Here is a 25,889-nt window from a genome sequence, read left to right on the forward strand (position 1 = left end):
TTGAGATGCCTCGTAGCTTGAAGAAGGGGCCCTTCGTCGACGACCACCTGATCAAGAAGGTGGACGCCCAGAACGAAGCGGGCACCAAGAACGTCATCAAGACCTGGTCCCGGCGCTCGATGATCGTCCCGAGCATGCTCGGTCACACGATCGCGGTGCACAACGGCAAGACCCACATCCCGGTGTTCGTCACCGAGTCGATGGTCGGCCACAAGCTCGGCGAGTTCTCGCCGACGCGCACCTTCCGGGGTCACGTCAAGGAAGACCGGAAGTCGAAGCGCCGCTAGTAGCGGATCGCATTCAGACACGTAAGTAACTGAAGGGACAACCATGGAAGCCAGGGCCCAGGCGCGGTACATCCGCGTCACGCCCATGAAGGCCCGCCGCGTGGTGGACCTCATCCGTGGCATGAACGCCACGGAGGCCCAGGCGGTCCTGCGATTCGCTCCGCAGGCCGCTTCCGTGCCGGTCGGCAAGGTGCTCGACAGCGCCATCGCCAACGCCGCGCACAACTACGACCACACCGACGCCGACAGCCTCTACATCTCCGAGGCCTACGTCGACGAGGGCCCGACCCTGAAGCGGTTCCGCCCGCGTGCCCAGGGCCGCGCCTACCGGATCCGCAAGCGGACCAGCCACATCACCGTGGTCGTCAGCAGCAAGGAAGGAACCCGGTAATGGGCCAGAAGGTAAACCCGCATGGGTTCCGGCTCGGCATCACCACCGACTTCAAGTCGCGCTGGTACGCCGACAAGCTGTACAAGGACTACGTCAAGGAAGACGTCGCCATCCGTCGGATGATGACGTCCGGCATGGAGCGCGCCGGCATCTCCAAGGTCGAGATCGAGCGCACCCGTGACCGCGTGCGTGTGGACATCCACACCGCTCGTCCGGGCATCGTCATCGGCCGCCGTGGCGCCGAGGCCGACCGCATCCGCGGCGACCTCGAGAAGCTCACGGGCAAGCAGGTCCAGCTGAACATCCTCGAGGTCAAGAACCCCGAGACGGACGCTCAGCTCGTGGCCCAGGCCGTTGCCGAGCAGCTCTCCTCCCGCGTCTCCTTCCGCCGTGCCATGCGCAAGAGCATGCAGTCGGCGATGAAGGCCGGCGCCAAGGGCATCAAGATCCAGTGCGGTGGCCGCCTCGGCGGCGCCGAGATGTCCCGCTCGGAGTTCTACCGCGAGGGCCGCGTGCCCCTGCACACGCTCCGCGCGAACGTGGACTACGGCTTCTTCGAGGCCAAGACGACCTTCGGCCGCATCGGCGTGAAGGTCTGGATCTACAAGGGCGACGTCAAGAACATCGCCGAGGTCCGCGCCGAGAACGCTGCGGCCCGTGCGGGTAACCGCCCGGCCCGTGGCGGTGCCGACCGCCCGGCCCGTGGTGGCCGTGGTGGCGAGCGGCGCGGTCGCAAGCCGCAGCAGCAGGCTCCCGCCGCCGAGGCCCCCCAGGCCGAGGCCGCAGCCGCCGCTCCGGCTGAGAGCACCGGAACGGAGGCCTGACCGACATGCTGATCCCCCGTAGGGTCAAGCACCGCAAGCAGCACCACCCGAAGCGCAACGGTATGGCCAAGGGTGGAACGCAGGTTGCGTTCGGCGAGTACGGCATCCAGGCGCTCACCCCGGCGTACGTGACGAACCGTCAGATCGAGGCCGCTCGTATCGCCATGACGCGTCACATCAAGCGTGGTGGCAAGGTCTGGATCAACATCTACCCGGACCGTCCGCTCACCAAGAAGCCCGCCGAGACCCGCATGGGTTCCGGTAAGGGTTCTCCGGAGTGGTGGATCGCCAACGTCAAGCCCGGACGCGTGATGTTCGAGCTGTCGTACCCCAACGAGAAGATCGCCCGTGAGGCGCTGACCCGTGCGGCCCACAAGCTGCCGATGAAGTGCCGGATCGTCAAGCGCGAGGCAGGTGAAGCGTGATGTCGGCCGGTACCAAGGCGTCCGAGCTGCGCGAGCTGGGCAACGAGGAGCTTCTGGCGAAGCTCCGCGAGGCCAAGGAAGAGCTGTTCAACCTCCGCTTCCAGGCGGCGACCGGTCAGCTCGAGAACCACGGCCGTCTCAAGGCGGTCCGCAAGGACATCGCCCGGATCTACACCCTCATGCGTGAGCGTGAGCTCGGCATCGAGACGGTGGAGAACGCCTGATGAGCGAGAAGAACGTGACTGAGCAGAACACTGAGGCGCGCGGTTTCCGCAAGACCCGTGAGGGCCTCGTCGTCAGCGACAAGATGGACAAGACCGTCGTCGTCGCCGTCGAGGACCGCGTCAAGCACGCGCTGTACGGCAAGGTCATCCGCCGTACCAACAAGCTCAAGGCGCACGACGAGCAGAACGCCGCGGGCGTCGGCGACCGTGTCCTCCTCGCGGAGACCCGGCCGCTGTCCGCGACGAAGCGCTGGCGCGTCGTCGAGATCCTCGAGAAGGCCAAGTAGGTAATTCCCGCAAGGGAATTCCCAAAAAGTACGTTCCTGCGGGGCATCCCTCGCAGGACAGTTCCGCCAGGCTCCGGGGGCCGTTCGACGAACGGCCCCCGGGGAACCGGCAGACAAACAGGAGATAGACGTGATCCAGCAGGAGTCGCGACTGCGTGTCGCCGACAACACTGGTGCGAAGGAGATCCTTTGCATCCGTGTGCTCGGTGGCTCCGGTCGCCGCTACGCGGGCATCGGTGACGTCATCGTCGCCACCGTCAAGGACGCGATCCCCGGTGGCAACGTGAAGAAGGGTGACGTCGTCAAGGCGGTCATCGTTCGCACCGTCAAGGAGCGCCGCCGTCCGGACGGCTCGTACATCCGCTTCGACGAGAACGCCGCCGTCATTCTGAAGAACGACGGCGACCCTCGCGGCACCCGCATCTTCGGCCCGGTCGGCCGTGAGCTGCGCGAGAAGAAGTTCATGAAGATCATCTCGCTCGCGCCGGAGGTGCTGTAAGCATGAAGATCAAGAAGGGCGACCTGGTCCAGGTCATCACCGGTAAGGACAAGGGCAAGCAGGGCAAGGTCATCGCGGCCTTCCCCCGCGAGGACCGTGTCCTGGTCGAGGGTGTCAACCGGGTCAAGAAGCACACGAAGGCCGGCCCGACCGCTCGCGGTTCCCAGGCCGGCGGCATCGTGACCACCGAGGCGCCGATCCACGTCTCCAACGTCCAGCTGGTCGTGGAGAAGGACGGCAAGAAGGTCGTCACGCGTGTCGGTTACCGCTTCGACGACGAGGGCAACAAGATCCGCGTTGCCAAGCGGACGGGTGAGGACATCTGATGGCTACCACCACGACCCCGCGTCTGAAGCAGAAGTACCGCGAGGAGATCGCGGGCAAGCTGCGTGACGAGTTCAAGTACGAGAACGTCATGCAGATCCCCGGCCTCGTCAAGATCGTGGTCAACATGGGTGTGGGCGACGCCGCCCGCGACTCCAAGCTGATCGAGGGCGCCATCCGCGACCTCACCACGATCACCGGTCAGAAGCCGGCCGTCACCAAGGCCCGCAAGTCCATCGCGCAGTTCAAGCTGCGTGAGGGCCAGCCGATCGGTGCCCACGTCACGCTCCGTGGCGACCGCATGTGGGAGTTCCTGGACCGCACCCTGTCGCTCGCGCTGCCGCGCATCCGCGACTTCCGCGGCCTGTCCCCCAAGCAGTTCGACGGCCGTGGCAACTACACCTTCGGTCTCACGGAGCAGGTCATGTTCCACGAGATCGACCAGGACAAGATCGACCGCGTCCGGGGTATGGACATCACCGTGGTGACCACGGCGACCAACGACGCTGAGGGCCGCGCGCTCCTTCGTCACCTCGGCTTCCCGTTCAAGGAGGCGTGAGCGAGATGGCGAAGAAGGCTCTGATTGCCAAGGCTGCTCGCAAGCCCAAGTTCGGTGTGCGCGCGTACACCCGCTGCCAGCGCTGCGGCCGCCCGCACTCCGTGTACCGCAAGTTCGGCCTCTGCCGCGTGTGCCTTCGTGAGATGGCTCACCGTGGCGAGCTGCCGGGCGTGACCAAGAGCTCCTGGTAGTCCCGCATTTAGGGACTGCTCAGGCTCTCGGTAAGCAACTGGGTCGGCAGGGGCCCACCTCCGCATGCCTTAGGCTTGTGGGGTTGGGCGTCTGCCGCCCGTACGACTTACTACGCCGTAGGTCCACCGCGCCGCACCCGTCCCGTCTCGGATCGGGGAGAGGGATGGCGCATCAGGAAACCCCGGCGAGAGAGGCCACAGGCCAATTCATGACCATGACTGATCCGATCGCAGACATGCTGACGCGTCTGCGGAACGCGAACTCGGCGTACCACGACTCGGTGTCGATGCCGCACTCCAAGATCAAGTCTCACATCGCGGAGATCCTCCAGCAGGAGGGCTTCATCACGGGCTGGCGCGTCGAGGACGCCGAGGTCGGCAAGAACCTCGTCCTCGAGCTGAAGTTCGGCCCGAACCGTGAGCGCTCCATCGCGGGCATCAAGCGGATCTCCAAGCCCGGTCTCCGGGTGTACGCGAAGTCCACCAACCTGCCGAAGGTGCTGGGCGGCCTCGGCGTGGCGATCATCTCCACGTCGCACGGGCTCCTCACCGACAAGCAGGCCGGCAAGAAGGGCGTGGGTGGGGAAGTCCTCGCCTACGTCTGGTAGCAGAAGGGAACGGAGGAAACAGCTATGTCGCGCATCGGCAAGCTCCCCATCGCGGTTCCCGCCGGCGTGGACGTCACCATCGACGGCCGCACGGTCAAGGTCAAGGGCCCCAAGGGCGAGCTGACCCACACCGTTGCTGCTCCGATCGACATCGCCAAGGGCGAGGACGGCACCCTGCAGGTGACCCGCCCCAACGACGAGCGTCAGAGCAAGGCCCTGCACGGCCTGTCCCGCACGCTGGTGGCGAACATGATCACCGGCGTGACCCAGGGTTACGTGAAGAAGCTCGAGATCAGTGGTGTCGGTTACCGCGTGACCGCCAAGGGCTCGAACCTCGAGTTCGCGCTCGGTTACAGCCACCCGATCCTGGTCGAGGCCCCCGAGGGCATCACCTTCAAGGTGGAGACCCCGACCCGCTTCCAGGTCGAGGGCATCGACAAGCAGAAGGTCGGCGAGGTTGCGGCCAACATCCGCAAGCTGCGCAAGCCCGACCCGTACAAGGCCAAGGGCGTCAAGTACGAGGGCGAAGTCATCCGCCGCAAGGTCGGAAAGGCGGGTAAGTAAGCCATGGCATACGGGCAGAAGATCCTGAAGGGCGACGCCTACAAGCGCGCCGCGATCAAGCGCCGTCACATCCGGATCCGCAAGCGGATCAACGGTACGGCGGAGCGTCCCCGTCTGGTCGTGACCCGCTCCAACCGTCACATCGTGGCGCAGGTGATCGACGACCTGAAGGGCCACACCCTGGCGTCGGCGTCCACCCTGGACGCTTCGATCCGCGGTGGCGAGGGCGACAAGTCCGCGCAGGCCAAGCAGGTCGGCGCCCTGGTCGCCGAGCGTGCCAAGGCCGCCGGTGTCGAGGCCGTCGTGTTCGACCGTGGTGGCAACCAGTACGCCGGGCGCATCGCCGCCCTGGCGGACGCCGCCCGCGAAGCCGGGCTCAAGTTCTGAGCCGCTTGTAGCTAGCGGAAAGAGAGAGGTAATCCAATGGCTGGACCCCAGCGCCGCGGAAGCGGTGCCGGTGGCGGCGAGCGGCGGGACCGGAAGGGCCGTGACGGCGGCGCTGCTGCCGCCGAGAAGACCGCGTACGTTGAGCGCGTTGTCGCGATCAACCGCGTCGCCAAGGTTGTGAAGGGTGGTCGTCGCTTCAGCTTCACCGCGCTGGTCGTGGTGGGCGACGGTGACGGCACCGTGGGTGTCGGCTACGGCAAGGCCAAGGAGGTGCCGGCCGCCATCGCCAAGGGCGTTGAGGAGGCCAAGAAGCACTTCTTCAAGGTCCCCCGTATCCAGGGCACCATCCCGCACCCCATCCAGGGTGAGAAGGCCGCCGGCGTCGTGCTGCTCAAGCCCGCGTCCCCCGGTACCGGTGTGATCGCCGGTGGTCCGGTGCGCGCCGTGCTCGAGTGCGCCGGTATCCACGACGTGCTGTCGAAGTCGCTCGGCTCCGACAACGCCATCAACATCGTGCACGCGACCGTGGAGGCCCTGAAGGGCCTGCAGCGTCCCGAGGAGATCGCGGCCCGCCGTGGTCTGCCGCTCGAGGACGTCGCCCCTGCGGCTCTGCTGCGTGCGCGTGCCGGGGTGGGTGCGTAATCATGGCGCAGCTCAAGATCACGCAGACGAAGTCCTACATCGGCAGCAAGCAGAACCACCGCGACACCCTGCGTTCCCTGGGCCTCAAGCGCCTGGGTGACGTGGTCGTCAAGGAGGACCGCCCCGAGTTCCGCGGCATGGTGCACACCGTCCGCCACCTCGTGACGGTCGAGGAGGTCGACTGATCATGGCGGAGAACAACCCGCTCAAGATCCACAACCTCCGTCCCGCCCCGGGCGCCAAGACCGCCAAGACCCGTGTCGGTCGTGGTGAGGCGTCGAAGGGTAAGACGGCCGGTCGTGGTACCAAGGGCACGAAGGCCCGCTACCAGGTTCCGGAGCGCTTCGAGGGCGGCCAGATGCCGCTGCACATGCGCCTCCCGAAGCTGAAGGGCTTCAAGAACCCGTTCAAGACCGAGTACCAGGTCGTGAACCTCGACAAGCTGGCCGCGCTCTACCCCGAGGGTGGCGAGGTCACGGTCGAGGGTCTGGTGGCCAAGGGCGCCGTTCGCAAGAACAGCCTCGTCAAGGTCCTCGGCCAGGGCGAGATCTCCGTGGCGCTGCAGGTGACGGTCGACGCCGTCTCCGGCTCCGCCAAGGAGAAGATCACCGCCGCCGGCGGTACCGTCACCGAGCTCGTCTGATCCCATCAGGCGTCTCGATGACTTGAGCGATCCCGACCGGGGATACCCCACAAATGGGGTATCCCCGGTTGGTCGTTCCTAGGGCGGCGGTGTCGCCGGTAAGGTGGCCTGCACTGCCCACTTTTCACAAGGGCTCCTCATGGGGCACCTTGAGCGGCAGTCGACCGTTACACATGTCGTTGTTCTTATTCCTCAAGACCGTCACCCTTGACGCAGATGCGCGGGGGTCGCAGGAGGCACCGTGCTCACCGCGTTCGCCCGGGCGTTCAAGACGCCCGACCTGCGCAAGAAGCTGCTCTTCACGCTCGGCATCATCGTGGTCTACCGGGTCGGCACCCACATCCCGATCCCGGGTGTCGACTACAAGTCCGTCCAGCAGTGCGTGGACGAGGCGTCCGGCAACCAGGGCCTCTTCGGGCTGGTCAACATGTTCAGCGGCGGCGCGCTGCTGCAGATCACGGTCTTCGCGCTGGGCATCATGCCGTACATCACGGCGAGCATCATCCTTCAGCTGCTGACCGTGGTCATCCCGCGCCTGGAAGCCCTGAAGAAGGAGGGCCAGTCCGGCACCGCGAAGATCACGCAGTACACGCGTTATCTCACGGTGGCGCTCGCCATCCTGCAGGGCACCGGCCTGGTGGCCACCGCCCGCAGCGGCGCCCTCTTTTCCGGCTGCACCGTCGCGTCGAACATCGTGCCCGACCGCGCGATCTTCACGACCATCACCATGGTCGTCGTCATGACCGCCGGTACGGCCGTCGTCATGTGGCTCGGTGAGCTCATCACCGACCGCGGCATCGGCAACGGCATGTCGATCCTGATGTTCATCTCGATCGCCGCCACCTTCCCGTCGGCCCTGTGGGCCATCAAGAAGCAGGGCTCCCTGGCCGGCGGCTGGATCGAGTTCGGCACGGTCATCCTCGTCGGCCTGGTGATGGTCGGCCTGGTGGTCTTCGTCGAGCAGGCCCAGCGCCGCATCCCGGTCCAGTACGCCAAGCGGATGATCGGCCGCCGTTCCTACGGTGGTACGTCCACGTACATCCCGCTGAAGGTGAACCAGGCGGGTGTGATCCCCGTCATCTTCGCTTCGTCGCTGCTCTACATCCCGGCGCTGATCGTCCAGTTCTCGAACTCCCAGGCCGGCTGGGCGACGTGGATCACGCAGAACCTGGCCGACACGGCGGCTCCGGCGCACATCACGCTCTACTTCTTCCTGATCGTGTTCTTCGCGTTCTTCTACGTGGCCATCTCCTTCAACCCCGAGGAAGTGGCCGACAACATGAAGAAGTATGGTGGCTTCATCCCGGGCATCCGGGCTGGCCGACCGACCGCTGAGTACCTCAGCTACGTACTCAACCGGATCACCTGGCCGGGTTCGCTGTATCTGGGCCTGATCGCTCTCGTCCCGACGATGGCGTTGGCTGGTTTCGGGGCAAACCAGAACTTCCCGTTCGGAGGCACCAGCATCCTGATCATCGTGGGTGTGGGTCTCGAGACGGTGAAGCAGATCGAGAGCCAGCTCCAGCAGCGCAATTACGAAGGGTTCCTCCGCTGATGCGAATCGTCCTCGTCGGGCCGCCGGGTGCCGGAAAGGGTACGCAGGCCACTCGCCTGGCCGAGAAACTGCGCGTGCCTCACATCTCCACGGGCGACCTGTTCCGCGCCAACATCAGCCAGCAGACGGAGCTCGGGAAACTCGCGAAGTCCTACATGGACAAGGGCGAACTGGTGCCGGACGAGGTCACCATCGCCATGGCCAAGGACCGCATGGAGCAGCCGGACGCCGAGCGCGGCTTCCTGCTGGACGGTTTCCCGCGCAACGTCTCGCAGGCCCAGGCGCTGGACGAGCTCCTCACCACCGAGGGCATCAAGCTGGACGCGGTACTGGACCTGGAGGCCCCCGAGGAGGAGGTCGTCAAGCGGATCGCCGGTCGGCGCATCTGCCGGAACGACTCCGCGCACGTCTTCCACGTGTCGTACAAGCCGCCGGCCAAGGAGGGCGTCTGCGACGTCTGCGGCGGTGAGCTGTACCAGCGCGACGACGACACCGAGGACACGGTCCGCACGCGGCTGGAGGTCTACCACACGCAGACCGAGCCGATCATCGACTACTACAAGGCGCAGGGCCTGGTCGTGACCATCGAGGCCATGGGCCCGGTGGACGAGGTCACGCACCGCGCGCTCGCTGCCCTGAAGCGCGAGGGCGACGACCAGTAGTCGGGTACGACTCCGTAGCCGCGGTTCCTCTCGGGGGGCCGCGGCTGCTGTGTGGGGGCGGTTGGTTCCCCCGTATCGTTGAAGCGTTCCTTCCGTCGTGTCATCGGGTCCAAGAAAGGCCGTAGTCCCCATGGTGCAGATCAAGAGCCCCGAGCAGATCGCCAAGATGCGCGCGGCGGGGCTGGTCGTCGCCGCCATCCACGCGGCCACGCGGGAAGCGGCCGTGCCGGGGGCGACGACGAAGGACCTGGACGAGGTCGCGCGGAAGGTGCTCGCCGAGCACGGAGCCAAGTCGAACTTCCTGGGCTACGGCGGTTTCCCCGCGACGATCTGCACGTCCGTGAACGACGTCGTCGTCCACGGCATCCCCTCCGACGAGGTCGTCCTCAAGGACGGGGACATCATCTCCATCGACTGCGGCGCGATCGTCGACGGCTGGCACGGTGACGCCGCCTACACGGCCTTCGTGGGGTCCGGTCACGCCCCGGAGCTGATCGAGCTCTCCCGGGTGACCGAGGAGTCGATGTGGGCCGGTATCGCGGCCATGAAGCAGGGCAACCGGCTCGTGGACGTCTCCCGCGCCATCGAGACGTACATTCGCCGCCAGCCGAAGCCCGGCGGCGGCCGCTACGGCATCATCGAGGACTACGGCGGCCACGGCATCGGCACCGAGATGCACATGGACCCCCACCTCCTGAACTACGTCGACCGCAGGAGGGGCAAGGGGCCGAAGCTGGTTCCCGGTTTCTGCCTCGCCATCGAGCCGATGGTGTCGCTCGGCACCCCCAAGACCGAGGTGCTCGAGGACGACTGGACGGTCATCACCACGGACGGCACCTGGTCCTCTCACTGGGAGCACTCCGTGGCGCTGACCGAGGAGGGCCCGCTGGTGCTGACGGCTCCTGACGGGGGCCGGGCGAAGCTCGCGGAGCACGGGATCACCGCGGCGCCGGATCCGCTGGCCTGAGGTGACCCGCAGGGGGTGCGGGCCGGCGGTCGTCGTCGCCCCGCCGCCTCCTCCGTCCCGCTCCCGGAGGCTGCCGCCCCCGGACCCCGCTTCGGCCCCGGACGGGCCTCGTCCGCGAACGCCGGACGGGCTGTCATGCCGCTTTCAAGCCGCGCGGGCGCTGTGAGCGCCGTCGGGCCGGGCTTCGAGTTCCTCGCTTAAAAATCTCCGGCGTGGGGCAGACTTCCCCGATTCGCCTTCCCGGGTGCGCTGACGTAGACTGACTCGTCGGCTCTTGTGCACCCGCATGTCTGCATGCGCCCGTAAGGGAAAGCCCAGGAGTCGATCAAGGTAGTCGATTCGAAGGGCGAAGCGTGGCCAAGAAGCAAGGTGCCATCGAGATCGAGGGCACTGTCGTCGAGTCTCTGCCGAACGCCATGTTCAAGGTCGAGCTCCAGAACGGCCACCAGGTCCTGGCACACATCAGCGGCAAGATGCGTATGCACTACATCCGCATCCTCCCTGACGACCGGGTCGTGGTGGAGCTGTCTCCGTACGACCTGACGCGTGGCCGGATCGTCTACCGGTACAAGTAGATCTTGCCCATGCCCCGTGCCCTCCCTGTGCACGGGGTGGCCGGCAACTGACCCGGAGAACCTCACATCCCATGAAGGTCAAGCCGAGCGTCAAGAAGATCTGCGACAAGTGCAGGGTGATCCGCCGTCACGGTCGGGTCATGATCATCTGCGAGAACCCGCGCCACAAGCAGCGCCAGGGCTGATCGCACACGGATCACACCCTCTGCATCGATATCGCAGAGACTTCGCGCGACGCGAGCTGAATATGTTCATACGCAGGACCCAGGCGGGGGCTTTTTCTTGCCTGACACCCCCGGTTCGGAGGCCGGGGACCCAGTTCGTACCTCGTACGGCGGCTGGGAGCCGGTTCTGTGGAAGACCTCCGAAGATCACCAGGAGCCATTGAATGGCACGCGTTTCCGGTGTTGACATCCCGCGCGAAAAGCGCGTGGAGATCGCCCTCACCTACGTGTTCGGCATCGGCCGGACCCTCTCGCAGCAGACGCTCGCTGCCACCGGCGTGGACCCGAACACCCGTGTTCGCGACCTCACCGAAGAGCAGCTCGTCGCGATCCGCGAGTACGTCGACAACAACATCAAGACCGAGGGTGACCTCCGTCGCGAGATCCAGGCCGACATCCGCCGCAAGGTCGAGATCGGCACCTACCAGGGTCTCCGTCACCGTCGTGGTCTGCCCGTCCGCGGTCAGCGCACCAGCACGAACGCCCGTACCCGCAAGGGCCCGCGTCGCGCCATCGCCGGCAAGAAGAAGCCGGGCAAGAAGTAGTCCTCAGCGGACACGCCGCCAGCGGTCTTCGCTGTAGGACCGACCACCTCCCGTAGGAGTAATAGATGCCCCCCAAGGGTCGTCAGGGCGCTGCCAAGAAGGTGCGCCGCAAGGAAAAGAAGAACGTCGCGCACGGCCAGGCGCACATCAAGAGCACGTTCAACAACACGATCGTGTCCATCACGGACCCGGCCGGCAACGTGATCTCCTGGGCCTCCGCCGGCCACGTCGGCTTCAAGGGCTCCCGTAAGTCCACGCCGTTCGCCGCGCAGATGGCCGCCGAGTCGGCTGCCCGCCGCGCCCAGGAGCACGGCATGCGCAAGGTCGACGTCTTCGTCAAGGGCCCGGGCGCCGGTCGTGAGACCGCCATCCGTTCCCTGCAGGCCACGGGCCTCGAGGTCGGCTCCATCCAGGACGTCACCCCGACCCCGCACAACGGCTGCCGTCCGCCGAAGCGTCGTCGCGTCTGACACGCCGGCTCACGGCGGCTCGGCTTCCGGCTGGGGGTGTGGGGGTTACCCCCCACAGGTCGCAGTACGGCTGCCGTCCGCCGAAGCGTCGTCGCGTCTGACGTTCGGTCGCTTCGACCGGCTTCGGTTCGACCGGTTTTCGGTCCGGGCGGTACGGCTCCTTCGAGTCGTGCCGCCCGTACCCTTGCAGTACCCGTACCTCTCAGGGTGCGGTTTCCGTCGGGCGTCAAATAGCGGGCGTCCACGAATGAAGGATCTGATCCACACATGCTGATCGCTCAGCGTCCCTCGTTGACCGAAGAGGTCGTCGACGAGTTCCGCTCCCGGTTCGTCATCGAGCCGCTGGAGCCGGGCTTCGGCTACACCCTCGGCAACTCCCTGCGTCGGACCCTCCTCTCCTCGATCCCGGGTGCGGCGGTCACGTCCATCCGCATCGACGGTGTCCTGCACGAGTTCACCACCGTGCCGGGCGTCAAGGAGGACGTCACCGACCTGATCCTCAACATCAAGCAGCTGGTCGTCTCCTCGGAGCACGACGAGCCGGTCGTGATGTACCTGCGCAAGCAGGGCCCGGGTCTGGTCACCGCCGCCGACATCGCGCCCCCGGCCGGTGTCGAGGTGCACAACCCCGACCTCGTCCTCGCCACGCTCAACGGCAAGGGCAAGCTGGAGATGGAGCTGACCGTCGAGCGCGGTCGCGGCTACGTCTCCGCCGTGCAGAACAAGCAGGTCGGTCAGGAGATCGGCCGCATCCCGGTCGACTCGATCTACTCGCCGGTTCTGAAGGTCACGTACAAGGTTGAGGCCACGCGTGTCGAGCAGCGCACCGACTTCGACAAGCTGATCGTCGACGTCGAGACCAAGCAGGCGATGCGTCCCCGTGACGCCATGGCCTCCGCCGGTAAGACGCTGGTCGAGCTGTTCGGTCTCGCCCGCGAGCTGAACATCGACGCCGAGGGCATCGACATGGGTCCGTCCCCGACGGACGCCGCGCTCGCCGCCGACCTGGCGCTGCCGATCGAGGAGCTGGAGCTCACCGTTCGGTCGTACAACTGCCTCAAGCGCGAGGGCATCCACTCCGTGGGTGAGCTCGTCGCCCGCTCCGAGGCCGACCTCCTCGACATCCGCAACTTCGGTGCGAAGTCGATCGACGAGGTCAAGGCGAAGCTGGCCGGCATGGGCCTGGCCCTGAAGGACAGCCCGCCCGGATTCGACCCGACCGCCGCCGCGGACGCCTTCGGCGCCGACGACGACGCGGACGCCGGGTTCGTGGAGACCGAGCAGTACTGAGTGCTCCGACGGGGAGGCCCTACCGCGAGTGCGGGCCCGCTGTGGCCGGCCGCGCAACTCCCCGCACACCTTCCGGGGCGCCCCTTCGGGGACGCCCCGGATCTCCGACGGGCAACCGCCCGCTCGGATACTGACCCCGGTACCTGATACGGCCGGGGCAGACACACAGGAGAAGAACCATGCCGAAGCCCACCAAGGGTGCCCGTCTGGGCGGCAGCGCCGCGCACGAGAAGCTGCTCCTCGCGAACCTCGCGAAGGCGCTGTTCGAGCACGGCAAGATCACCACCACCGAGGCGAAGGCCCGCCGTCTGCGGCCGTACGCCGAGCGTCTGATCACCAAGGCGAAGAAGGGCGACCTTCACAACCGCCGCCAGGTGCTCCAGGTCATCACGGACAAGGGCGTCGTCCACACGCTCTTCACCGAGATCGGCCCGCGCTACGAGAACCGTCCGGGTGGCTACACCCGCATCACCAAGATCGGTAACCGCCGTGGCGACAACGCGCCCATGGCCGTCATCGAGCTGGTCGAGGCGCTGACGGTGGCGCAGCAGGCGACCGGTGAGGCCGAGGCCGCCACCAAGCGTGCGGTCAAGGAGGCCGAGGAGGCCAAGGCCGAGGACACCAAGGCCGAGGAGACCCCGGCCGAGGACGCCAAGGCCGACGAGGCCCCCGCCGCGGAAGCGGCTGAGGGCGACGTCAAGAACGCCTGAGGCTCTGCCTTGCGTTGAGCGGGTCCGCCCTTCGGGGCGGGCCCGCTCTGGCGTTGCTGAGAGGATCTAGGGGTGAGTGACGAAGTACAGCCCGGGTTCGTACGGGTGCGGCTGGACCTTTCCTATGACGGCACCGAGTTCTCCGGGTGGGCGAAGCAGGCCGGCGGGCGCCGAACCGTGCAGGGGGAGATCGAGGACGCTCTGCGGACGGTCACGCGGTCCAGGGAGACGTACGAGCTGACCGTGGCCGGGCGTACCGACGCCGGTGTGCACGCCCGGGGACAGGTCGCACACGTCGACCTGCCGCGCGAGGTGTGGGTCGAGCATCACGGAAAGCTGCTGAAGCGGCTCGCCGGGCGGCTGTCCCGAGACGTGCGGGTGTGGGCGCTGAGGGAGGCGCCCAGTGGCTTCAACGCCCGTTTCTCGGCGATCTGGCGGCGGTACGCGTACCGGGTCACCGACAACCCCGGGGGCGTGGATCCCCTGCTGCGCAACCACGTCCTGTGGCACGACTGGCCGCTGGACGTCGACGCCATGAACGAGGCGGCGCGGCGGCTGCTCGGCGAGCACGACTTCGCCGCCTACTGCAAGCGGCGCGAGGGCGCGACCACCATCCGGACCCTGCAGGAGCTGAGCCTCGTGCGGGGGGACGACGGGATCGTCACCGCAACGGTCCGGGCCGACGCCTTCTGCCACAACATGGTGCGCTCGCTCATCGGGGCGCTGCTGTTCGTGGGGGACGGCCACCGGGGGCCGGAGTGGCCGGGGAAGGTGCTCGCCGCCGGCGTGCGCGACTCGGCCGTGCACGTGGTCCGGCCGCACGGGCTGACGTTGGAGGAGGTCGGCTACCCGGCCGACGAGCTGCTCGCCGCCCGCAGCCTGGAGGCGCGGAACAAGCGGACGCTGCCGTCAGCCGGATGCTGCTGACCTGCGGCGACGCGGGTTCGACGATCAGCCGGGCCACTGCCGGGTGCCCCCGGCCATGCCCTTCACGCCGAACGACGAGCGCGGGTGCGGGCCGAGACGTGGGCCACGCCGGACGGGTGGCCGCCGGGGTCTGGGCCGTCAGCGGGACGCGGCTCGTCGCGGTGACCGCCGTGGTCGGTACCGTCACCGCGGATCGTCGCCGAGGGCGCCGTAGGCGGCGCCCCGCACGTACAGCCGGCCGACGCCGGTGTCCGCGGCCTCGCCCGCGGCGGCGACGGTCGTGGCGAGCGCGGGTCCTCGGGCGCCTGGCCGCCCGCTACCCGTTCGCCGCCTGGGACGCCTGGGCCTCGCCGCGGCGGCGGATCTGCTGGAACGTGAACTCCGCGAGGTCGTCACCGGTGGTGAAGACCTGCGTGTCCTTGGTCGTCACGTCCTTGCCGTCGGTGAAGCCGGTGATCGTGAAGTAGGCGTAGCGGCCGTAGGAGTTGGTCGTCGAGCGGCAGACGGCGCCGTTGCAGAAGGTCTTGACGCCGGTGCCGGCGAGGGCCTTCACGAAGCTGCTCTTGTCGGCCTGCTGCTTGGCCTTGAGGGCCTGCGCCTCGGTGTCGAAGACGGCCACGCCGACCGTGACCGCGATGCCGTCCTTGACGTACGTGACGCGCATCAGGCGGGTGCAGTCGTTGGCGGTCAGGACCTTGGGCAGAGAACCCTGGACGCCGGTGGAGCAGTTGGTGCTGTCGGCCTTGGCGGCCTTCTGGTAGACGGCCGAACCCATCGTCAGCTGCCTGCCCGGGAACATGAGGTCCGGGCCGTTGGGGGCCGTGTCCTTGGCCTTGCTGGAGACGAACTCCTTCGGGTCCAGCGGCGGCGGAGCGCTGGTCGGCGCGAAGGACGGGGTGGCGGACGCACTCGGCAGGTCGGCGGTCGCGGGCAGCGAGGAGGCCGGGCGGTTCGACTCGTCCTCACCGTTCGCCGACACCATGGCCATGGCCACGGCGGCGCCGATCCCGATCGTCGCGAGCGCGCCCCCGCCTATGAACAGCAGCCGACGGCGCTTGTTGCGCGTCTCGGACGCCTCGGCCAGCGCGGCCCAGTCCGGGCTCTGGTCCGTGGCGCCGCTGCTCCACGGCTGCTGGGAGTTCGGTTTCCACGGATCCCACTGGGACTGAGGTCCCCCCTGCCCATAGCTCATGGGCCGCATCTTAGACGTGGCGCGGGGTGTGCTGTTCCGCCTCAACAGGCTCCGCAGCACCTGGCGTTCCAGGAACGAGTGAGGGCAAACGCGACATCTCCGGGTGGTTGGTACGGCGTTCTCCCTGGCCGCCGTGGTGAGGGCTCGTCGCGGTGGTCGGAGGGACGGCCGGGCATGTGGCGCGGGACACCCCGGACGGCGGGACGGGCGTCGCGATCGCCGTGCGGGCGGAGCGGGCCTGGCCGGCGGACCGGGTCCGTGCGGGGTCGGAGTCCGTGCGAGGCCTGAGTCCGTGCGGGACCGGAGCGAGGTCCGGGGTGCGGCCTCCGGTGGCGGCACCGCCTACACTGGGTGAGAAGAGCAGGAAACCCCGGTGTCGGCCGGCCTCGTTTTGACCCGGCTGAGGCGCCACAGGTATCCTGCATCTTCGTTGTGTATTGGCTTGCTCATTCTCACGGGACGGGCCCTTACACCGGTCCACCGGGCCGATGACCAGCGACCAGCACGCGGTTTGCGTCACCGCAGTGCGGTCAGGGCTGTCGTGATCGTCTTCGGTGACCTGTCAGGACCATTCACTGAAGAAGCGAAGGCTACGAACCGTGCGTACGTACAGCCCCAAGCCCGGCGATGTGACGCGCCAGTGGCACGTCATCGACGCTCAGGACGTTGTCCTGGGCCGTCTCGCCACCACTGCCGCCACCCTGCTCCGTGGCAAGCACAAGCCGATCTACGCGCCGCACGTCGACGCTGGTGACTTCGTCATCATCATCAACGCCGACAAGGTGCACCTCTCCGGCAACAAGCGGACCCAGAAGATGGCGTACCGCCACTCCGGCTACCCGGGTGGTCTGCGCTCCGTCCGCTACGACGAGCTGCTGGACAAGAACCCCGAGAAGGCCATCGAGAAGGCCGTCAAGGGCATGCTCCCGAAGAACTCGCTGGGCCGTCAGATGCTCTCGAAGCTGAAGGTCTACAAGGGTGACCAGCACCCGCACGGCGCGCAGCAGCCGCAGCCGTTCGAGATCACCCAGGTCGCGCAGTAAGTCCGGCCACCCACCCCAAGCCAAGAGAATCTGAGGAGAACCGTGGCCGAGACCACTGCCGAGCAGCCGCTCGAAGAGCTTGACATCGACAGCTACACCACCGAGTCCGAGGTCCCCGTCGAGGGCGAGTACACCTCGGAGTCCCTGGCCTCCCGCTTCGGCGAGCCCCAGCCGGCCGCCGGCCTGGGCCGCCGCAAGAACGCCATCGCCCGCGTCCGGATCGTCCCGGGCACCGGCAAGTGGAAGATCAACGGTCGCACCCTCGAGGACTACTTCCCGAACAAGGTGCACCAGCAGGAAGTCAACGAGCCGTTCAAGGTCCTCGAGCTCGAGGGTCGTTACGACGTCGTCGCCCGCATCGCCGGTGGCGGTGTCTCCGGTCAGGCCGGTGCGCTCCGTCTCGGTGTCGCCCGCGCGCTGAACGAGGCGGACGTCGACAACAACCGCGGCCCGCTGAAGAAGGCCGGCTTCCTCCGCCGCGACGACCGTGCGGTCGAGCGGAAGAAGGCCGGTCTCAAGAAGGCCCGCAAGGCTCCGCAGTACAGCAAGCGCTAAGCTTCGCTGCCTGCTCGTACGTATCACGGGCCGGATCGGCCCGCTCCTACGTACCTCGAACGCCCCGGCGGCACGCCACTGTGCCGTCGGGGCGTTCGTTTTCTCGCAGCCGTGGGCGTATAACGGCACAAGGTGCTCAAAGGCTTGTGTGATCGGATGTTCGAGGCATGAAATGCCTGGATGCGGGAGCCGCGCCGACCATCCGGGACGCCCGCACGGCTACCGAAAATGATGCTTCCTCAGGAGGACAAGTGGGACGACTCTTCGGCACGGACGGCGTGCGCGGTGTCGCCAACGCGGATCTCACGGCCGAGATGGCGCTCGGTCTGTCCGTCGCGGCGGCACATGTGCTGGCCGAGGCGGGCACCTTCGAGGGCCATCGGCCGGTGGCGGTGGTCGGACGGGACCCGCGCGCGTCCGGGGAGTTCCTGGAGGCCGCGGTCGTCGCGGGCCTGGCCAGCGCCGGCGTCGACGTGCTGCGGGTCGGTGTGCTGCCGACGCCGGCCGTCGCCTACCTGACCGGCGCGCTCGGCGCCGACCTCGGTGTGATGCTGTCCGCGAGCCACAACGCCATGCCGGACAACGGCATCAAGTTCTTCGCCCGCGGCGGCCACAAGCTCGCCGACGAACTCGAGGACAAGATCGAGACCGTCTACGACGAGCACAGGCACGGTGAGCCCTGGGAGCGGCCGACCGGCGCGGCCGTCGGCCGGGTGCGGTCGTACGACGAAGGGTTCGACCGGTACGTCGCCCACCTCATCGCCGTCCTGCCGAACCGGCTCGACGGACTGAAGATCGTCCTCGACGAGGCGCACGGCGCGGCGGCGCGGGTCTCGCCGGAGGCGTTCACCCGAGCCGGTGCGGAGATCATCACGATCGGCGCGTCGCCGGACGGGCTCAACATCAACGACGGCTGCGGCTCCACGCACCTGGAGAAGCTGAAGGCGGCCGTCGTCGAGCACGGCGCCGACTTCGGCATCGCGCACGACGGCGACGCCGACCGATGCCTCGCGGTGGACCACACCGGCGAGGAAGTGGACGGGGACCAGATCCTCTGCGTGCTCGCGCTGGCGATGCGGGAGCGGGGAGTGCTGCGCTCGGACACCGTTGTCGCCACCGTCATGTCCAACCTCGGCTTCAAGCTGGCCATGGAGCGCGAGGGGATCCAGCTCGTCCAGGCCGCCGTCGGCGACCGGTACGTGCTGGAGGAGATGAAGCAGCACGGCTACGCCCTCGGCGGTGAGCAGTCCGGCCACGTGATCATCCTCGATCACGCGACCACGGGGGACGGCACGCTGACCGGGCTCATGCTGGCGGCCCGGGTCGCGGAGAGCGGGAAGTCGCTGCGCGAGCTGGCGTCCGTGATGGAGCGGCTGCCGCAGGTGCTGATCAACGTGCCGGACGTGGACAAGTCCCGTGTCGGCGAGTCGGCCGAGCTCGCTGCCGCCGTGGGTGAGGCGGAGCGGGAGCTCGGAGCCACGGGGCGTGTTCTGCTGCGGCCTTCCGGCACGGAGCCGTTGGTGCGGGTCATGGTCGAGGCGGCCGACATCGACCAGGCGCGCACGGTCGCCGGGCGGCTCGCCGACGCTGTGAAGTCCGCGCTGGGTTAGCGGGTTCGGGGCGGGGGATTCCGTGCTGTCCGGGCCGCGGGTACGCCGTGGCCGGTGACGCCCGCGGCGGAGCCGCGAGGCGACAGGGCCCCGCCCCACTCCGGGGCTTCAGGCACGTGGCACCGACCGGCGCTGCCTCGCCCAGAACCACTTCTGGGCCAGCAGGGTCAGGGTGCCGGCCAGCATGATGCCCAGGAGGTTCAGCAGGAGTTGTTCCGTTGAGCCCCAGGTCTGCCGGGTGTCGCCGTAGCTGAGGGCCACGGCGGCATTGGCGGCGGCGGGAACCGTGGTCACCGAGATGGCCACCCCCACCATGGCGCCCGACTTGGCGGAGGTCAGGGAGAGGGTGCCCGCCACGCCGGCCAGGACGGCCACGATGAAGGAGAACGCGTCGGGGGCGTAGACGAAACCCGTCTGCGGCCGGTCGCCCTCCAGTTGCTCCTCGCTGAACAGGCCGATCGCGTCCATGAAGAGGCTGAAGCCCACGGTCACCGCCATGGCCACCGCGAAGCCGGTGAGCAGCGCGATCAGGGAGCGCAGGGCCAGCCGGGGGGCGCGGCGAACGATCGACGTGCAGACGCCGGTCAGCGGGCCGAACTCCGGGCCGACCGCCATCGCGCCCACGATCAGGATCGCGTTGTCGAGCACCACACCACAGGCCGCGATCATCGTCGCCAGCGTGATGAACGCGAGGTAGGTGACGGAGAGCGTCGACTCCTCGTGCGACGCGTCCGTCAGGTGCTCCCACAGGACCGCGTCGGCACCCTCGCCCGGTGCCTCTTCCTGGGCCTCGTCGGCGCGCAGGGACAGCGACAGGTCGACGTTCTCGACGGCGATCGAACCGCTCTTGTCCAGCCCCAACTCCTGCAGGGCGCTGAGGAGTTCGTCGCCGGCCTCGCGCGCGACGTCACACAGGACGACATCGCCGGCCGGATCGCGGGCGGCACCCGGCACCACCACCAGGTGGGCGGTGCCGACGGTGTTCTCGATCAGGCGGACCACGTCGTCGGTCTGCCCGGCCGGCGTGATCAGGCGCAGGTGCAGCATGACGCCTTTCTAACAGGCCCCTACAACTTGCGGAGGCTGAGTCGCCGCACCTTGTGGTCCGGGCCCTTGCGGACGACGAGGGTGGCGCGGCCCCGGGTGGGGGCGATGTTCTCCACCAGATTCGGCTTGTTGATGGTGCGCCAGAGGGTGCGGGCGTAGTCGAGGGCCTCCTCCTCGGACACCTGGGTGTACTTGCGGAAGTACGAGTCCGGGTTCTGGAAGGCGGTCTGGCGCAGCTTCTTGAACCGGTTGAGGTACCAGCGCTCGATGTCCTCGGCGCTCGCGTCGACGTAGACGCTGAAGTCGAAGTAGTCGGCGAGGCCGACTCGGGTGCGGCCGTCCTTGCCGGGGAGGGCGGGCTGGAGGACGTTCAGGCCCTCGACGATCAGGATGTCCGGGCGGCGGACCGTGAGCCGCCGGTCGGGGACGATGTCGTAGATGAGGTGCGAGTAGACCGGGGCCGTGACCTCGTCCTTGCCGGCCTTGATGTCGGCCACGAAGCGGGTGAGGGCGCGGCGGTCGTAGGACTCGGGGAAACCTTTCCGCGACATCAGGCCGCGGGCTTCCAGCTCCTTGGTGGGGAGCAGGAAGCCGTCGGTGGTCACCAGTTCCACGCGTGGGTGCTCGGGCCAGCGGGAGAGCAGGGCCTGCAGGAGACGGGCGACGGTCGACTTGCCGACGGCGACGGAACCTGCGACGCCTATGACGAACGGGGTGCCGGACTGGGAGCCCTGCTCGCCGAGGAAGGTGTTCAGCGCGCCGCGCAGGCCGTCCGTGGCGCCGACGTAGAGGTTGAGGAGCCGGGACAGCGGGAGGTAGATGTCCCGCACCTCGTCGAGGTCGATGACGTCGCCGAGGCCGCGCAGCTTCTCGACCTCCTCGGCGGTGAGGGGCAGCGGCGTCTTGTCACGCAGCGCGCTCCACTCGGTGCGGGTGAGGTCGACGTAGGGAGTCGCCTCCGGCTTGGGCCGGTGGGCGCTCCGGGGCATCGAGGAGACCGGAGAGATCACAGTCCATTGTTAACGGAGTTTGACGGGGATGGCGGGTGGGGTCCGTCACGCATCACTCTCCGTGGTCGCCGGAGGGCGGGTGGGTGTGTTGTGCGTCACTGTCCGTGGTTGCCGGGGAGGGCGGGAGGCGGACGCCGGGCGGCGGGCCGGGAGGCGGACGCGGGGGCGGCGGGCCGGGGAGTGGGCGCGGGGCGGCGCGCCGGCGGACGGTCCTGGCCCGGTCTGCGCCGTCTGTTCCCCTGGGTCGTCTGTTTGCCCTGGGCCGTCTGTTCCGTGACGTGGCGGTGCCGATGCCCGCGCCCTCGATCGCAGGGACGCGGGCTTCGGCTTACGTCACCGTGCTACAGCGGCGGGCTCGAAGGGGGCGCCGGTCTATGCACGCGTGTTCGATGCGAACAGGGGGTGTCTGAGTGGCTGTCATGTGACCGCCAGGTGGCTGACGGAGGACGGTTGAGTGCCTCATGTGGGCGCGTCACGCGTGCGTACCCCGGTGGGAATTTCCGAATTCGGGCACGTGGAGGCCCTTTCGGGCCGCGTTTTCGCCGTACGCTGCCGCTCATGTGCGGAATCGTGGGATACGTGGGGTCGCAGTCGGCGCTCGAGGTCGTGATGGCCGGGCTGAAGCGACTGGAGTACCGGGGATACGACTCGGCGGGTGTCGCCGTCCTGGCGGACGGGGGACTCGCCGCCGCGAAGAGGGCGGGCAAACTCGTCAACCTGGAGAAGGAGCTCGACGAGCGGCCGCTGCCGACCGGGACGACGGGTATCGGGCACACGCGGTGGGCCACGCACGGCGGGCCGACGGACGCCAACGCGCATCCTCACCTCGACAACGCCGGGCGCGTCGCCGTCGTGCACAACGGGATCATCGAGAACTTCGCGGTGCTGCGCGCCGAACTGGCCGAGCGCGGGCACGAGTTGTCCTCCGAGACCGACACCGAGGTCGTCGCCCACCTGCTCGCCGAGGAGTTCTCGGTGACGGCCGACCTCGCCGAGGCCATGCGGCTGGTGTGCCGGCGGCTGGAGGGCGCGTTCACGCTGGTCGCGGTGCACGCCGACGAGCCGGACGTGGTGGTCGGGGCGCGGCGGAACTCGCCGCTCGTGGTGGGCGTTGGGGAGGGTGAGGTCTTCCTCGCCTCGGACGTCGCCGCGTTCATCGCCCACACGCGGTCGGCGATCGAGCTGGGGCAGGACCAGGTGGTGGAGCTGCGCCGGGACGGGGTCACGGTCACCGGCTTCGACGGGCGGCCGGCCGACGTGCGGTCGTACCACGTCGACTGGGACGCGTCGGCCGCGGAAAAGGGGGGTTACGACTACTTCATGCTCAAGGAGATCGCCGAGCAGCCGAAGGCTGTCGCCGATACCCTGCTGGGCCGCATCGACGTCTCCGGGGCGCTGACTCTTGACGAGGTGCGGATCCCGCCCTCCGAGCTGCGGGAGGTCGACAAGGTCGTCATCGTCGCGTGCGGTACGGCCTTCCACGCGGGCCTCATCGCCAAGTACGCCATCGAGCACTGGACGCGCATCCCGTGCGAGGTCGAGCTGGCCAGCGAGTTCCGGTACCGGGACCCGATCCTCGACTCGCGGTCACTGGTCATCGCCATCTCGCAGTCCGGCGAGACGATGGACACGCTGATGGCCCTGCGGCACGCGCGGGAGCAGGGCTCCAAGGTGCTCGCCATCTGCAACACCAACGGGTCGACGATTCCCCGTGAGTCGGACGCGGTGCTGTACACGCACGCCGGGCCGGAGGTCGCGGTCGCCTCGACGAAGGCGTTCCTGACCCAGCTGGTGGCCTGCTACCTCGTGGCGCTGTACCTCGGCCAGGTACGGGGCACCAAGTGGGGGGACGAGATCCGGGCCGTCATCCGGGACCTCGCCCAGATCTCGGGTGAGGTCGAGCGGGTGCTGGAGACCATGGAGCCGGTGCGGGAGCTGGCGCGGTCGCTCGCCGGGAAGAACACGGTGCTGTTCCTCGGGCGGCACGTGGGGTACCCCGTGGCGCTGGAGGGCGCGCTGAAGCTGAAGGAGCTGGCGTACATGCACGCCGAGGGCTTCGCGGCGGGCGAGCTGAAGCACGGGCCGATCGCGCTCATCGAGGAGGACCTGCCGGTGGTCGTGGTCGTGCCGTCCCCGCGGGGGCGGTCCGTCCTGCACGACAAGATCGTGTCCAACATCCAGGAGATCCGGGCGCGGGGTGCGCGGACGATCGTGATCGCGGAGGAGGGGGACGAGGCGGTCGTGCCGTACGCCGACCACCTGGTGCGGATTCCGGCGACGCCGACCCTGCTCCAGCCGCTGGTGGCGACGGTGCCGTTGCAGGTGTTCGCCTGTGAGCTGGCCACGGCACGGGGCAACGAGGTGGACCAGCCTCGTAACTTGGCGAAGTCGGTGACGGTGGAGTAGGCGGAGAGAGGAGTGGGCGGGGCGCCTGAGGGGGCGCAGTGCCTGGGCGCTCGCGGGGTGCGGGCGTGGTGGGGCTGGTTCGGGCGGTTTCCCGTGTGGTGGGGCTGGTCGGGCAGTTCCCCGCGTCCCTGGTCGTCTGCGGTGATCGGGGGCGCGACGGCACGCCGGCGTCCGTGGTGGCCCCGCTCCGTAAGGTGTTCGCATGAGCATCATCGGGGTCGGCATCGACGTGGCCGAGATCGAGCGGTTCGCGGCGTCGCTGGAGCGGACGCCTGGGCTGGCGCGACGGTTGTTCGTCGAGAGCGAGTTGCTGCTGCCGAGCGGCGAGCGCAGGGGGGTCGCCTCGCTGGCGGCGCGGTTCGCGGCGAAGGAGGCGGTGGCCAAGGCGTTGGGGGCGCCGGCGGGGCTGCTGTGGACCGATGCGGAGGTGTACGTGGAGGACAGCGGGCAGCCTCGGTTGCGGGTGCGGGGGAGTGTCGCCGCGCGGGCCGCGGAACTGGGGGTGCAGGCCTGGCACGTGTCGCTGAGTCATGACGCGGGCGTGGCTTCGGCGGTGGTGGTGGCGGAGGGGTAGGTGTGGGGGTAGGGGTAGAGCCATGCGTACTGCCTACTGCGTGGACACGGTCAGGGCCGCCGAGCGGGAGCTGATGGCGCGGCTCCCGGAAGGGACGCTCATGCAGCGGGCCGCCGCCGGGCTCGCCGCCGCCTGTGCGGAGTTGCTGGGGCGGGTGTACGGGCGCCGGGTGGTGCTGCTGGTCGGCAGTGGGGACAACGGCGGTGACGCCCTGTACGCCGGGGCTCGGCTGGCCCGCCGCGGGGCCGGGGTCACCGCCGTGCTGCTCTCGGCCGAGCGGGCCCATGCCGGAGGGCTGGCGGCCTTGCGGCGGGCGGGGGGCCGGACGGTCGTCCCGGCGGCCGCCGGGGAGGTGCTGCGGCGGGCCGATCTCGTGCTCGACGGCATCGTGGGGATCGGCGGCCGGGGCGGACTGCGGGAGGACGCCGCTCCGCTCGCGGCGCTCGCCGCCGAGTCGAGGGCGCTCGTCGTCGCCGTCGACCTGCCCAGCGGGGTCGACGCCGACACCGGCGAGGTGCACGGCGACGCGGTCCGGGCCGACCTCACCGTCACCTTCGGCACGCACAAGCCGGGGCTGCTGATCGACCCGGCGCGGGAGTACGCCGGGTCGGTCCGACTCGTCGACATCGGGCTGGAGTTGCCGGCCGACCAGGCCGAGCTGGAAGCCCTGCAGCACACCGAGGTGGCGGCGTTGCTGCCGGTGCCGGCGGCGGAGAGCGACAAGTACCGGCGGGGCGTCGTCGGCGTGGCCGCCGGGTCCGCCCGTTACCCGGGAGCGGCCGTGCTGGCCGTCGCGGGTGCGTTGCGGGGCGGAGCGGGGGCCGTGCGGTACGTCGGGCCCGCCGGGGAGGCGGTCATCGCCCGGTTCCCCGAGACGCTCGTGTCCGATCAGGGGCCCCGGCACGCGGGGAGGGTTCAGTCCTGGGTCGTCGGGCCCGGGGTCGGGGACGACGCCGGGACCGTTGCGGAGGTGGTGGCCGCGGACGTGCCCGTGCTGATCGACGCGGACGCGTTGCGGCTGGCGGAGGCCGGGGCCGTACGGGGGCGTACGGCGCCGACGTTGATGACCCCGCACGCGGGGGAGGCGGCCGCGTTGCTGGGGGTGTCGCGGGAGGAGGTCGAGGCGGGGCGGTTGGCGGCGGTGCGGGAGCTGGCGACGCGGTACCGGGCGACGGTGTTGCTGAAGGGGTCGACGACGCTGGTCGCGGACGCGGGCGGTGGCCCGGTGCGGGTGAACCCGACGGGGACGTCGTGGCTGGCCACGGCCGGAAGCGGGGACGTGCTGTCGGGGCTGGCGGGGTCGTTGCTGGCGGCGGGGCTCTCGGCGGTGGACGCGGGGAGCGTGGGGGCGTATCTGCACGGGCTGGCGGGGCGGTTCGCGGCGGACGGGGCGCCGGTGGGGGCGCACGACGTGGCCGCGGCTGTGGCGGGGGCGTGGCGGGACGTCGTACGGGGGTGAGGGGGCCCTCCGGGCGGGGCGAGGTGTCCTCGGGGTTGGGTGAGGGAGCCTCCGGGCTGGGGTCGGACGGGGTTGCCCTTGAGGGGTTTCGCCCCCGCCGCCCTTTCCCGTCCCGTCCCGGGGGGGGGGGGGGGGGGGGGGGGGGGGGGGGGGGGCGGGGCCGCCGCGCCCCGCCCCCCCGCCCCCCCCCCCCCCCGCCCCCGCCGCGCCGGG

35 protein-coding genes are annotated in these 25,889 nt (G+C 69.0%); 32 read left to right on the forward strand and 3 right to left on the reverse strand.

All coding sequences use genetic code 11. The features are described from left to right. Positions 1–5: 5 nt before the first annotated feature. From rpsS to truA, 26 genes are all read left to right on the forward strand, one after another. Entirely contained in the window at positions 6–287 is a 282-nt protein-coding gene (gene rpsS / locus ACIHAR_RS15590; RefSeq protein WP_365467793.1) for a 30S ribosomal protein S19, read from the forward strand. Between the two features lie 43 nt (positions 288–330). Then, entirely contained in the window at positions 331–678 is a 348-nt protein-coding gene (gene rplV, locus ACIHAR_RS15595) for a 50S ribosomal protein L22 (protein WP_037858419.1), read from the forward strand. Continuing rightward, a complete protein-coding gene (gene rpsC, locus ACIHAR_RS15600; RefSeq protein ID WP_365467796.1) occupies positions 678–1,502 on the forward strand; it encodes a 30S ribosomal protein S3 in 825 nt (274 codons plus the stop codon). Before rplV ends, rpsC begins: the two co-directional genes overlap by 1 nt. 5 nt (positions 1,503–1,507) lie before the next feature. Further along, complete coding sequence (rplP, locus tag ACIHAR_RS15605) at positions 1,508–1,927, forward strand: 50S ribosomal protein L16 (protein WP_258779471.1); 420 nt, start codon at positions 1,508–1,510, stop codon at positions 1,925–1,927. Further along, a complete protein-coding gene (gene rpmC / locus ACIHAR_RS15610) occupies positions 1,927–2,151 on the forward strand; it encodes a 50S ribosomal protein L29 (RefSeq protein ID WP_007494763.1) in 225 nt (74 codons plus the stop codon). Before rplP ends, rpmC begins: the two co-directional genes overlap by 1 nt. Further along, entirely contained in the window at positions 2,151–2,438 is a 288-nt protein-coding gene (rpsQ, locus tag ACIHAR_RS15615) for a 30S ribosomal protein S17 (RefSeq protein ID WP_365467799.1), read from the forward strand. Before rpmC ends, rpsQ begins: the two co-directional genes overlap by 1 nt. Before the next feature lie 130 nt (positions 2,439–2,568). Beyond that, positions 2,569–2,937, forward strand: coding sequence for a 50S ribosomal protein L14 (rplN, locus tag ACIHAR_RS15620; RefSeq protein WP_003998823.1), 369 nt, complete (start codon positions 2,569–2,571; stop codon positions 2,935–2,937). Positions 2,938–2,939: 2 nt separating this feature from the next. Further along, the gene (gene rplX / locus ACIHAR_RS15625) at positions 2,940–3,263 is read left to right on the forward strand and encodes a 50S ribosomal protein L24 (protein WP_010036713.1); all 324 of its coding nucleotides are present in this window, start codon (positions 2,940–2,942) and stop codon (positions 3,261–3,263) included. Further along, positions 3,263–3,820: a 50S ribosomal protein L5 gene (rplE, locus tag ACIHAR_RS15630; protein ID WP_016434630.1), complete on the forward strand. Its 558-nt coding sequence runs from the start codon at positions 3,263–3,265 to the stop codon at positions 3,818–3,820. The genes rplX and rplE overlap by 1 nt, the downstream gene beginning before the upstream one ends. Positions 3,821–3,825: 5 nt before the next feature. After that, complete coding sequence (locus ACIHAR_RS15635; RefSeq protein WP_003956452.1) at positions 3,826–4,011, forward strand: type Z 30S ribosomal protein S14; 186 nt, start codon at positions 3,826–3,828, stop codon at positions 4,009–4,011. A 209-nt stretch (positions 4,012–4,220) separates the two neighbouring features. Beyond that, the gene (gene rpsH / locus ACIHAR_RS15640; RefSeq protein WP_055706474.1) at positions 4,221–4,619 is read left to right on the forward strand and encodes a 30S ribosomal protein S8; all 399 of its coding nucleotides are present in this window, start codon (positions 4,221–4,223) and stop codon (positions 4,617–4,619) included. Positions 4,620–4,643: 24 nt separating this feature from the next. Continuing rightward, a complete protein-coding gene (gene rplF / locus ACIHAR_RS15645) occupies positions 4,644–5,183 on the forward strand; it encodes a 50S ribosomal protein L6 (protein WP_365467804.1) in 540 nt (179 codons plus the stop codon). Positions 5,184–5,186: 3 nt separating this feature from the next. Beyond that, positions 5,187–5,570: a 50S ribosomal protein L18 gene (rplR, locus tag ACIHAR_RS15650; RefSeq protein ID WP_031118787.1), complete on the forward strand. Its 384-nt coding sequence runs from the start codon at positions 5,187–5,189 to the stop codon at positions 5,568–5,570. 36 nt (positions 5,571–5,606) lie between these two features. Further along, positions 5,607–6,212 carry a 30S ribosomal protein S5 gene (gene rpsE / locus ACIHAR_RS15655; RefSeq protein WP_014674381.1) on the forward strand — a complete coding sequence of 202 codons (606 nt, stop codon included), beginning with the start codon at positions 5,607–5,609 and terminating at the stop codon, positions 6,210–6,212. Between the two features lie 2 nt (positions 6,213–6,214). Then, positions 6,215–6,397, forward strand: coding sequence for a 50S ribosomal protein L30 (gene rpmD, locus ACIHAR_RS15660; RefSeq protein ID WP_009190145.1), 183 nt, complete (start codon positions 6,215–6,217; stop codon positions 6,395–6,397). Between the two features lie 2 nt (positions 6,398–6,399). Continuing rightward, positions 6,400–6,855, forward strand: a complete 456-nt coding sequence (rplO, locus tag ACIHAR_RS15665; RefSeq protein WP_067018996.1) for a 50S ribosomal protein L15 — start codon at positions 6,400–6,402, stop codon at positions 6,853–6,855. A gap of 241 nt (positions 6,856–7,096) precedes the next feature. Then, positions 7,097–8,410 carry a preprotein translocase subunit SecY gene (gene secY, locus ACIHAR_RS15670; RefSeq protein WP_365469985.1) on the forward strand — a complete coding sequence of 438 codons (1,314 nt, stop codon included), beginning with the start codon at positions 7,097–7,099 and terminating at the stop codon, positions 8,408–8,410. Next, positions 8,410–9,072 (forward strand): adenylate kinase, encoded by a 663-nt coding sequence (locus ACIHAR_RS15675; RefSeq protein ID WP_365469982.1) that lies wholly within the window; start codon positions 8,410–8,412, stop codon positions 9,070–9,072. Before secY ends, ACIHAR_RS15675 begins: the two co-directional genes overlap by 1 nt. Before the next feature lie 130 nt (positions 9,073–9,202). Further along, entirely contained in the window at positions 9,203–10,039 is an 837-nt protein-coding gene (gene map / locus ACIHAR_RS15680) for a type I methionyl aminopeptidase (protein ID WP_365469980.1), read from the forward strand. A 353-nt stretch (positions 10,040–10,392) separates the two neighbouring features. After that, a complete protein-coding gene (gene infA / locus ACIHAR_RS15685; protein WP_003948620.1) occupies positions 10,393–10,614 on the forward strand; it encodes a translation initiation factor IF-1 in 222 nt (73 codons plus the stop codon). A 71-nt stretch (positions 10,615–10,685) separates the two neighbouring features. Further along, entirely contained in the window at positions 10,686–10,799 is a 114-nt protein-coding gene (gene rpmJ / locus ACIHAR_RS15690; protein WP_004984509.1) for a 50S ribosomal protein L36, read from the forward strand. Positions 10,800–11,002: 203 nt separating this feature from the next. After that, on the forward strand, positions 11,003–11,383 hold the full coding sequence (rpsM, locus tag ACIHAR_RS15695) for a 30S ribosomal protein S13 (RefSeq protein WP_006130767.1): 381 nt from the start codon (positions 11,003–11,005) through the stop codon (positions 11,381–11,383). A gap of 65 nt (positions 11,384–11,448) precedes the next feature. After that, positions 11,449–11,853 (forward strand): 30S ribosomal protein S11, encoded by a 405-nt coding sequence (gene rpsK, locus ACIHAR_RS15700; protein WP_010354218.1) that lies wholly within the window; start codon positions 11,449–11,451, stop codon positions 11,851–11,853. A gap of 267 nt (positions 11,854–12,120) precedes the next feature. Then, entirely contained in the window at positions 12,121–13,143 is a 1,023-nt protein-coding gene (locus ACIHAR_RS15705) for a DNA-directed RNA polymerase subunit alpha (RefSeq protein ID WP_003966937.1), read from the forward strand. A 179-nt stretch (positions 13,144–13,322) separates the two neighbouring features. After that, positions 13,323–13,853 carry a 50S ribosomal protein L17 gene (gene rplQ, locus ACIHAR_RS15710; protein ID WP_365469975.1) on the forward strand — a complete coding sequence of 177 codons (531 nt, stop codon included), beginning with the start codon at positions 13,323–13,325 and terminating at the stop codon, positions 13,851–13,853. Between the two features lie 72 nt (positions 13,854–13,925). Next, complete coding sequence (gene truA, locus ACIHAR_RS15715) at positions 13,926–14,780, forward strand: tRNA pseudouridine(38-40) synthase TruA (protein ID WP_365469972.1); 855 nt, start codon at positions 13,926–13,928, stop codon at positions 14,778–14,780. Positions 14,781–15,096: 316 nt separating this feature from the next. On the opposite strand, the gene ACIHAR_RS15720 is transcribed toward truA, so the two are convergent. Continuing rightward, positions 15,097–15,972: a hypothetical protein gene (locus tag ACIHAR_RS15720; protein ID WP_365469969.1), complete on the reverse strand. Its 876-nt coding sequence runs from the start codon at positions 15,970–15,972 to the stop codon at positions 15,097–15,099. Between the two features lie 599 nt (positions 15,973–16,571). Between ACIHAR_RS15720 and rplM the strand changes: the two genes are divergently transcribed. The 3 genes from rplM (at position 16,572) to glmM (ending at position 19,180) form a co-directional block, all read left to right on the forward strand. Then, positions 16,572–17,015: a 50S ribosomal protein L13 gene (rplM, locus tag ACIHAR_RS15725; RefSeq protein ID WP_019329618.1), complete on the forward strand. Its 444-nt coding sequence runs from the start codon at positions 16,572–16,574 to the stop codon at positions 17,013–17,015. A 42-nt stretch (positions 17,016–17,057) separates the two neighbouring features. Next, positions 17,058–17,570, forward strand: a complete 513-nt coding sequence (gene rpsI / locus ACIHAR_RS15730) for a 30S ribosomal protein S9 (protein WP_146463584.1) — start codon at positions 17,058–17,060, stop codon at positions 17,568–17,570. A gap of 251 nt (positions 17,571–17,821) precedes the next feature. Continuing rightward, positions 17,822–19,180 carry a phosphoglucosamine mutase gene (gene glmM, locus ACIHAR_RS15735; RefSeq protein WP_365469965.1) on the forward strand — a complete coding sequence of 453 codons (1,359 nt, stop codon included), beginning with the start codon at positions 17,822–17,824 and terminating at the stop codon, positions 19,178–19,180. A gap of 108 nt (positions 19,181–19,288) precedes the next feature. Here the strand turns inward: glmM and ACIHAR_RS15740 are convergent, their stop codons facing one another. Together ACIHAR_RS15740 and coaA are read right to left on the reverse strand one after the other, a co-directional pair. Then, on the reverse strand, positions 19,289–20,227 hold the full coding sequence (locus tag ACIHAR_RS15740; protein WP_400019757.1) for a DUF389 domain-containing protein: 939 nt from the start codon (positions 20,225–20,227) through the stop codon (positions 19,289–19,291). A 20-nt stretch (positions 20,228–20,247) separates the two neighbouring features. Further along, on the reverse strand, positions 20,248–21,216 hold the full coding sequence (gene coaA / locus ACIHAR_RS15745; protein ID WP_365469994.1) for a type I pantothenate kinase: 969 nt from the start codon (positions 21,214–21,216) through the stop codon (positions 20,248–20,250). 579 nt (positions 21,217–21,795) lie between these two features. Here coaA and glmS point away from each other — a divergent pair. From glmS to ACIHAR_RS15760, 3 genes are all read left to right on the forward strand, one after another. Further along, positions 21,796–23,643, forward strand: coding sequence for a glutamine--fructose-6-phosphate transaminase (isomerizing) (gene glmS, locus ACIHAR_RS15750; protein ID WP_388756555.1), 1,848 nt, complete (start codon positions 21,796–21,798; stop codon positions 23,641–23,643). A gap of 202 nt (positions 23,644–23,845) precedes the next feature. Then, the gene (locus ACIHAR_RS15755; protein WP_365469956.1) at positions 23,846–24,217 is read left to right on the forward strand and encodes a holo-ACP synthase; all 372 of its coding nucleotides are present in this window, start codon (positions 23,846–23,848) and stop codon (positions 24,215–24,217) included. 22 nt (positions 24,218–24,239) lie between these two features. Beyond that, on the forward strand, positions 24,240–25,676 hold the full coding sequence (locus tag ACIHAR_RS15760) for an NAD(P)H-hydrate dehydratase (protein WP_365469953.1): 1,437 nt from the start codon (positions 24,240–24,242) through the stop codon (positions 25,674–25,676). Positions 25,677–25,889 lie beyond the last annotated feature (213 nt).

Origin of the sequence: Streptomyces sp. NPDC052016 (genome assembly GCF_044548445.1) — a bacterium.
Taxonomy (GTDB): Bacteria; Actinomycetota; Actinomycetes; order Streptomycetales; family Streptomycetaceae; genus Streptomyces.

Excerpts from the sequence above, each read along its gene's own strand:
- ACIHAR_RS15760 (WP_365469953.1), top strand. The coding sequence starts at position 24,240 with ATGCGTACTGCCTACTGCGTGGACACGGTCAGGGCCGCCGAGCGGGAG.
- ACIHAR_RS15740 (WP_400019757.1), bottom strand. The coding sequence starts at position 20,227 with ATGCTGCACCTGCGCCTGATCACGCCGGCCGGGCAGACCGACGACGTG.
- rplV (WP_037858419.1), top strand. The coding sequence starts at position 331 with ATGGAAGCCAGGGCCCAGGCGCGGTACATCCGCGTCACGCCCATGAAG.
- rpmD (WP_009190145.1), top strand. The coding sequence starts at position 6,215 with ATGGCGCAGCTCAAGATCACGCAGACGAAGTCCTACATCGGCAGCAAG.
- rpsS (WP_365467793.1), top strand. The coding sequence starts at position 6 with ATGCCTCGTAGCTTGAAGAAGGGGCCCTTCGTCGACGACCACCTGATC.
- rplE (WP_016434630.1), top strand. The coding sequence starts at position 3,263 with ATGGCTACCACCACGACCCCGCGTCTGAAGCAGAAGTACCGCGAGGAG.
- rplP (WP_258779471.1), top strand. The coding sequence starts at position 1,508 with ATGCTGATCCCCCGTAGGGTCAAGCACCGCAAGCAGCACCACCCGAAG.
- rpsE (WP_014674381.1), top strand. The coding sequence starts at position 5,607 with ATGGCTGGACCCCAGCGCCGCGGAAGCGGTGCCGGTGGCGGCGAGCGG.
- map (WP_365469980.1), top strand. The coding sequence starts at position 9,203 with ATGGTGCAGATCAAGAGCCCCGAGCAGATCGCCAAGATGCGCGCGGCG.
- rpmC (WP_007494763.1), top strand. The coding sequence starts at position 1,927 with ATGTCGGCCGGTACCAAGGCGTCCGAGCTGCGCGAGCTGGGCAACGAG.
- ACIHAR_RS15705 (WP_003966937.1), top strand. The coding sequence starts at position 12,121 with ATGCTGATCGCTCAGCGTCCCTCGTTGACCGAAGAGGTCGTCGACGAG.
- coaA (WP_365469994.1), bottom strand. The coding sequence starts at position 21,216 with ATGCCCCGGAGCGCCCACCGGCCCAAGCCGGAGGCGACTCCCTACGTC.
- rpsC (WP_365467796.1), top strand. The coding sequence starts at position 678 with ATGGGCCAGAAGGTAAACCCGCATGGGTTCCGGCTCGGCATCACCACC.
- rpsQ (WP_365467799.1), top strand. The coding sequence starts at position 2,151 with ATGAGCGAGAAGAACGTGACTGAGCAGAACACTGAGGCGCGCGGTTTC.
- rpmJ (WP_004984509.1), top strand. The coding sequence starts at position 10,686 with ATGAAGGTCAAGCCGAGCGTCAAGAAGATCTGCGACAAGTGCAGGGTG.
- rplO (WP_067018996.1), top strand. The coding sequence starts at position 6,400 with ATGGCGGAGAACAACCCGCTCAAGATCCACAACCTCCGTCCCGCCCCG.
- rplR (WP_031118787.1), top strand. The coding sequence starts at position 5,187 with ATGGCATACGGGCAGAAGATCCTGAAGGGCGACGCCTACAAGCGCGCC.
- ACIHAR_RS15720 (WP_365469969.1), bottom strand. The coding sequence starts at position 15,972 with ATGAGCTATGGGCAGGGGGGACCTCAGTCCCAGTGGGATCCGTGGAAA.
- rplF (WP_365467804.1), top strand. The coding sequence starts at position 4,644 with ATGTCGCGCATCGGCAAGCTCCCCATCGCGGTTCCCGCCGGCGTGGAC.
- glmS (WP_388756555.1), top strand. The coding sequence starts at position 21,796 with ATGTGCGGAATCGTGGGATACGTGGGGTCGCAGTCGGCGCTCGAGGTC.
- rpsM (WP_006130767.1), top strand. The coding sequence starts at position 11,003 with ATGGCACGCGTTTCCGGTGTTGACATCCCGCGCGAAAAGCGCGTGGAG.
- rplQ (WP_365469975.1), top strand. The coding sequence starts at position 13,323 with ATGCCGAAGCCCACCAAGGGTGCCCGTCTGGGCGGCAGCGCCGCGCAC.
- ACIHAR_RS15675 (WP_365469982.1), top strand. The coding sequence starts at position 8,410 with ATGCGAATCGTCCTCGTCGGGCCGCCGGGTGCCGGAAAGGGTACGCAG.
- rplX (WP_010036713.1), top strand. The coding sequence starts at position 2,940 with ATGAAGATCAAGAAGGGCGACCTGGTCCAGGTCATCACCGGTAAGGAC.
- rpsK (WP_010354218.1), top strand. The coding sequence starts at position 11,449 with ATGCCCCCCAAGGGTCGTCAGGGCGCTGCCAAGAAGGTGCGCCGCAAG.
- ACIHAR_RS15635 (WP_003956452.1), top strand. The coding sequence starts at position 3,826 with ATGGCGAAGAAGGCTCTGATTGCCAAGGCTGCTCGCAAGCCCAAGTTC.
- rpsH (WP_055706474.1), top strand. The coding sequence starts at position 4,221 with ATGACCATGACTGATCCGATCGCAGACATGCTGACGCGTCTGCGGAAC.
- ACIHAR_RS15755 (WP_365469956.1), top strand. The coding sequence starts at position 23,846 with ATGAGCATCATCGGGGTCGGCATCGACGTGGCCGAGATCGAGCGGTTC.